The sequence below is a fragment of the Streptomyces sp. PA03-1a genome, assembly GCF_033792805.1.
Classification (GTDB): domain Bacteria; phylum Actinomycetota; class Actinomycetes; order Streptomycetales; family Streptomycetaceae; genus Actinacidiphila.
Genome location: NZ_JARAVO010000379.1, coordinates 1 through 5,827 on the forward strand (window position 1 = coordinate 1; position 5,827 = coordinate 5,827).

Below are 5,827 nucleotides of genomic sequence, written 5' to 3' on the forward strand. Positions count from 1 at the left end.
GTCCGGGGTGCCGCCCTGCGGTGCGCCCGCGCCGGGCCCCGTGGTGCCGCCGTGCCCGCCGCCCCAGTCGGGCACCGGCCGGGCGCGCCTGCCGCGGCCTCCGTCGCCGTCCCCGTCCGGCACCCAGCTGACGGCCATGGCCCCGCCGATGACGCCCAGCAGGAAACCGATCAGGAAGCCGCCGAAGTTGGACAGCACGAGCGAGGCGACGGAGAAGATCAGGGTCGCGATGCCGGCGAAGGCGCGGTAGTGCGGGGCGAGCCACAAGGTGAGGCCCAGGATGACCAGGAAGACGCCCATGAGCAGGCCGGAGACACCGGCGATGCCCTCGTGGATCATGAGCGCGAGCGGGGCGAGCGGGATGGAGAGGATCTCCACACCGGCGAGCAGGGTCCACACGCCGGCCCAGAAGGGACGGCTGCGGCGCCAGGCGCGGAAGCGGGACCGGAGGGCTCCGGCACGGCTCAGCATGCGGGTCACGGCGGCCTTTCCTAGAAGCAGGAGTGGTCGCCGCGCAGCACCTGCACGTGCAGGTCCGGCAGTCTGAACGTGGCCGCGCTGACCGACCGGTTCGTCTGCCGCAGGTCGCGGACGCGGATGGAGGTCGCCTGCTGGGCGAAGGCCCCGGCCGGGCCCCGCACGCCGGGGACCTGGTCCACCGTCGAGGCGTCCTGTCCGATGTGGATGTTCTCGAAGACGGCGTCGCCCTTGATGTCGTGGGCGTCGGCGATCAGCCGGTCGGCGCTCGCCGGGTCCGCGGTCAGCCGCAGCGTGACCGGGCCGATGACCGGCACCTGCTGGACGACGGACTGGCACAGGTCGTGCAGGGTGGCCCGGCGGATGGCGGACAGCGCCTCCGGGTAGACCGCGTCACGCCCCCGGTCGAGGACGCCGAACTGGACGAAGCCGTCGCCCTCCAGGAGGGAGGAGGAGATCTGGAAGCTCTCTCCGGCGACGGTGAAGGAGTTGGCCGAGACCCCGAAGGAGGCGGCGAGCGCGCCGGTGGCCAGGCTCGCGACGACGGCGCCCGCGGCCGCGACGGTCGGCACCATGACGAGGGCGAGCCGCTTCCAGCTGGTGCGGCCGGAGACGGCGACGGCGGCCTGGGACGTGGCGGGCCGGTACCCGGTGGGCTCGGTGGTCAGCACGTCCCGTCAACCGTGGGACAGTCTGATCGGTCGCTCGGGGGCGGTACGTAATCACCCCGATGGTCGTACGCACTCGCCCATTCGGGTCAGAAGCAGGGGTCGGCGCCCTTCTTGACCGTCATGTGCAGGCCGTTCAGCCGGAAGGTCGCCGCGCTCACGGACTTCGTGGTCTGCCGCAGGTGGTCGATGGTGACGCTCTCGGCCTGCTGCCCCAGGGCGCCGGCTGGGCCCTTGGCCCTGCCCTCGGTGTCCGTCGCGGAGGCGTCCACACCGATCTGGATGTCGTGGAACTCGGCGTCGCCCGCCAGGTCGTCGGTGTCGACGATCAGCTGGTCCGCGTGGACGGGCTGGTCGCCGCCGCCCGCGGTGATCAGCAGGGTGACCTGGCCGAAGCCGGGGACGGTGCCGACCACGGACTGGCACATGTTGTGCAGTTCGGCGGAGCTGATGGCGGAGACCGCCTGGGGGAAGTCGCCCTCGGCGGTGTGGTCGACGGTCACGTACTGCGTGAAGCCGGTGCCGGTCAGGCGGTCGGCGGCGATCTGGATGTTCTGGCCGGACAGGGCGGTCGTGGTCGGTGAGATCGCGAGGGAGACGGGCACCACCCCGGCGCCCGCGCCGACGGCCACGGCGGTGGAGACGGCGAGGGTCGGTATCAGGACGACGGCCGTCCGCGTCCAGCTGGTGCGGCCGGACGGACGGCCGATGCGGCTCGTGCGTCGTATCAGCGGGCTCACATGGTCATTGCAACCCCGGCCACGGGGCCCGGCAACCGGAGTCAGCGGTGCTGTCCGCCCCGGGGGTCCTGGTAGGGGGCCGCGGCCTGCGGGTGCCACCCCTGTTGCGGCGGCACCTGCGGTTGGCGCGGGCCCCACCGCTGCGGGTGCGCCCCCGGCTGCGCGGGCTGCTGCGGCCACGCGTGGGGGCCCTGGGGCTGCTGCGGCCAGGGCCGGCCGTACGGCTGCGGCCCGTAGGGCTGCGTGTACGGCTGCGTGTACGGCTGCGTGTACGGCTGCGTGTACGGCTGCACCTGCGGGTACGGCCCGTACGGCGCTCCGGGCGGGAGCGCCGCCCAGGGGTACAGGGGCGGGAACGCGGGGCGGATGGCGTGGGCAGCGTGGGTGAGCGCGGGCTGGGCGACGGCCTTGCGCTCCCACAGGTGGTGGAGCAGTTCCTGCTCCCGGGCCTGGAAGTCGGCGCCGGCGGCCCCGCGGTTGGCGCGGGCGCGCAGGAAGGCGAGCGAGGTCGCGAAGGACACGTACTCACGGACGGTGCGGGCGGCGTCCTTGCCCTGTGCGCCGCGGGCGGCGGAGCGGGCGAGGCTGCGGCCCTTCATGGAGCCGATGGCGGCGGGCTCGGGCAGGCTGAGCCAGCCGGCCACCGCGTACAGCGGCAGCTGGGTGCGGATGGTCTTCAGCTCGTTCGAGCGGGACCAGATCGCGAGCCAGACCAGCAGGCCGAAGAGCGGGATCATCAGCGTCGCGTAGACGGCGAGGAAGCCGAGCGGGCTGAGCGAGGCGGAGCCGTTCCAGGTGCCGTGCAGGGCCATCGCGAGCAGCCAGCCGCCCAGCGGGGCGAGCCAGCGGCGGGCCTGGCCGGGGCGTGAGGTGGCGGCGATGGCGAAGCCGATACCGGTGAGCGAGGTGAACAGCGGGTGCGCGAAGGGCGTCATGACGATCCGGACGACGAACATCGCCGCGGTCGTGCCCAGCCCGCCGTCGGTCCCGTACGCCTGGTCCTCGGCGAAGCCGGAGCCCAGGTAGAGGATGTTCTCGGTGAACGCGAAGCCGGTGGCGGTGAGTCCGGCTATGACGACGCCGTCGACGATCCCGGTGAAGTCACGGCGGCGGAAGAGGAAGAGCAGCAGGACGGCGGCGCCCTTGGCGCTCTCCTCCACGACGGGGGCGACGAAGGTGGCGCCCCAGATGTCGCTCTGCGAGTCGCTGGCCGTGAAGGTCGTGGCGAGCAGCTCGGTCGCGTACTCGTTGGCGAGGATGGCGACCAGCGTGGCGGCGCACGCGCCCCAGGCGAAGGCGAAGACCGCGTCGCGCAGCGGGGTCGGCTCCACCCGGTCCAGCCACAGGAAGGCCCCGCCGAGGAGCGGGACCGGCAGGACCGCCAGGAGGAGGCCGACCAGGAGGCCCTCCGTGCCGGTCTGCCGGCGCACCAGCGCGAGGATGATCACCCCGCACAGCGCCAGGACGGAGAAGAGCACCACGAGCCGGAACGTCCGGTTCTCCCAGAAGTGCCGGCGCGGCTTGTAGTGCCACTGCCCGGGGGCGGGCAGTGCGAACTGCGGTTGCTGCTGGTGATCCGGATACTCGGGTACGGCCGGCCGGGCCGCCGGGCTCGGGAGGGGCGAGTCTGGCGAATGCGAGTACGAGGACACCCAATGACCTTACGGGGCGGTGGCCGCGTGGCGCGATGGTGTTACGGATAACCGCCCTGCGTACCGCCCGGCCGGACGTTCAGCGGCGCTCGAAGAGCAGGTCGTGGACGACGTGGCCCTTGGCGATCCCCTGGCGCTCGAACTTGGTCATCGGGCGGAAGGCCGGACGCGGCTCGGCGTAGCCGCTGCCGGTGGGGTAGGCGTTCGCCAGGCCGGGCTCCGCCGTCAGCACCTCGAGCATCTGCTCGGCGTACGGCTCCCAGTCGGTCGCGCAGTGCACGGTCGCGCCGGGCCGCAGCCGTGACACGGCGAGCGCCACGAACTCCGGCTGGATCATGCGGCGCTTGTGGTGCCGGGCCTTGGGCCAGGGGTCGGGGAAGTAGACCCGCAGGCCGGCCAGCGAACCCGGGGCGAGCATGTCGCGCAGCAGGACGACGGCGTCGCCGTTGGCGACCCGGACGTTGCGCAGGCCCTCGCGCTCGGCGAGGTGGACGAGGTTGCCCTGGCCGGGGGTGTGCACGTCCGCGGCGAGGATGCCGGTGCCCGGGTCGGCGGCGGCCATCGCGGCGGTGGCGTCGCCCATGCCGAAGCCGATCTCCAGGACCACCGGGCGGTCCGGGGCGAGGTCCGCGTCGGCGAAGAGCTTGTCCAGGTCCAGCGGCGTGCCGTCGAGGTCGACGCCCCAGTCCGCCCAGCGCCGCTCGAGCGCCGCCCGCTGGCCGTGGGTGACCCGGCCGCGGCGCGGGTGGAAGGTGCGGATGCGCTGCTCGGTGTGCGCGTCCGGATGCGGGTGGGAGGCGGGGCCGCCCGGGAAGTGGGGGGTGCGGGGCTTCGACATGATGCGTCGATTTTACGTACGCCCCAGCACCGCCAGTGCCCTGCGGGCGATCTCCCGGCCGATCGGCAGCGAGGCCGTCGCGGCGGGCGAGGGGGCGTTCAGCACGTGGACGAAGGGCCCGTCGCCCGTGATGAGGAAGTCGTCGACGAGCGTCCCGTCGCGCAGCACGGCCTGCGCCCGCACCCCGGCCTCGGCCGGCACCATGTCGTCGGCGGTCACCGCGGGCAGCAGCCGCCGCACGGACTCCACGAAGGCCCGCTTCGACAGCGACCGGCGGATCTCGCCGGCCTCGTAGCGCCAATGGCGGCGGGCGATCCGCCAGGTGCCGGGGAACGTGGCCGTCTCGACGAGGTCGCGCGGGCGCACGGTGCGCCGCCGGTAGCCCTCGCGGGCCAGGGCGGGGACGGCGTTCGGGCCGACGTGCACCGAGCCGTCGAAGCCGCGGGTCAGATGCACGCCGAGGAACGGGAACGCGGGGTCGGGGACGGGGTAGACCAGTCCGCGGACGAGGTCGGCGCGGTCCGGGCGCAGCTCGTAGTACTCGCCGCGGAACGGCACGATGCGGACGCCGGAGGTGTCCTCCCCGGCCATGCGCGCGATGCGGTCGCAGTGCAGGCCGGCGCAGTTCACCAGCGCCCTGGCCCGGACGGGCGGGCCGTCGTGGGGCTCGACGATCACGCTCGGCCCGTCGCGGTGGATCGCGCGGACCTCCGTGCCGTACGCGATGCGCGCGTCGGCGCGGCCGCCCTCGGTCGTGAGGCGGGCCATGGCCGCGGCGACCGCGGTGAAGTCGCAGACCCCCGTCGTGCCGACGTGGATCGCCGCCAGGCCGCGTACGTGCGGCTCCCGCTCCGCGATCCGGGCCGGGCCCAGCTCCTGCACCGGGATGTCGTTCTGCCGCCCCCGCTGGACGAGGGCGTGCAGCCGGGGGAGCTCGTCCCGCTCCGTGGCGACGATCAGCTTGCCCGTCACGTCGTGCGGGATGTCGTTGCCGGCGCAGAACTTCACCATCTCGGCGGCGCCCTGCGTCGCGTACCGCGCCTTGAGGGAGCCGGGGCGGTAGTAGATGCCGCTGTGGATCACGCCGCTGTTGTGGCCGGTCTGGTGGCGGGCGGGGCCGTCCTCCTTGTCCAGGACCAGGACGGACGTGCCGGGGGCGGTGCGCGTGAGCGCGTACGCGGTCGCGAGGCCGACGATTCCGGCGCCGATGACGACGACGTCCGTGGTGTCCATGCGCGCGGTCACCTCCCCCGTAAGGCTTGGCCCGTCCGCGCCGCGTGCAAACCTGTCGGCGGGGCGTGTCGTTCGCGCCAGGTCGTTGCGTGCGGGTCGTTTGCGCCTGCGGGCGGCTGCGCCGGGCTGCCCGGTGACTGCGTGCGGGTGCGTTGCGCCTGCGGCGGGCGGTTCTCCCGCCCTCCGCCTCCCCCAGCCTTCGGCCGGGGGGACCCCCAT

Annotated in this window: 6 protein-coding genes; all 6 read right to left on the reverse strand. The window is 73.9% G+C overall.

What is annotated here, in order from left to right; all coding sequences use genetic code 11:
* Positions 1-471: DUF6114 domain-containing protein (locus tag PV341_RS43345; protein WP_500360777.1), on the reverse strand; the 471-nt coding region annotated here is incomplete at its 3' end.
* A 20-nt stretch (positions 472-491) separates the two neighbouring features.
* Positions 492-1,148 carry a DUF6230 family protein gene (locus tag PV341_RS43350; RefSeq protein ID WP_500322647.1) on the reverse strand — a complete coding sequence of 219 codons (657 nt, stop codon included), beginning with the start codon at positions 1,146-1,148 and terminating at the stop codon, positions 492-494.
* A gap of 86 nt (positions 1,149-1,234) precedes the next feature.
* Positions 1,235-1,885 (reverse strand): DUF6230 family protein, encoded by a 651-nt coding sequence (locus tag PV341_RS43355; protein ID WP_500360773.1) that lies wholly within the window; start codon positions 1,883-1,885, stop codon positions 1,235-1,237.
* Positions 1,886-1,926: 41 nt separating this feature from the next.
* Positions 1,927-3,537 carry a PrsW family intramembrane metalloprotease gene (locus tag PV341_RS43360; RefSeq protein WP_500360775.1) on the reverse strand — a complete coding sequence of 537 codons (1,611 nt, stop codon included), beginning with the start codon at positions 3,535-3,537 and terminating at the stop codon, positions 1,927-1,929.
* A gap of 79 nt (positions 3,538-3,616) precedes the next feature.
* Positions 3,617-4,375 carry a tRNA (guanosine(46)-N7)-methyltransferase TrmB gene (gene trmB, locus PV341_RS43365; RefSeq protein WP_500322651.1) on the reverse strand — a complete coding sequence of 253 codons (759 nt, stop codon included), beginning with the start codon at positions 4,373-4,375 and terminating at the stop codon, positions 3,617-3,619.
* Between the two features lie 12 nt (positions 4,376-4,387).
* The gene (gene lhgD / locus PV341_RS43370; RefSeq protein WP_500322653.1) at positions 4,388-5,608 is read right to left on the reverse strand and encodes an L-2-hydroxyglutarate dehydrogenase; all 1,221 of its coding nucleotides are present in this window, start codon (positions 5,606-5,608) and stop codon (positions 4,388-4,390) included.
* Between the last annotated feature and the right edge of the window lie 219 nt (positions 5,609-5,827).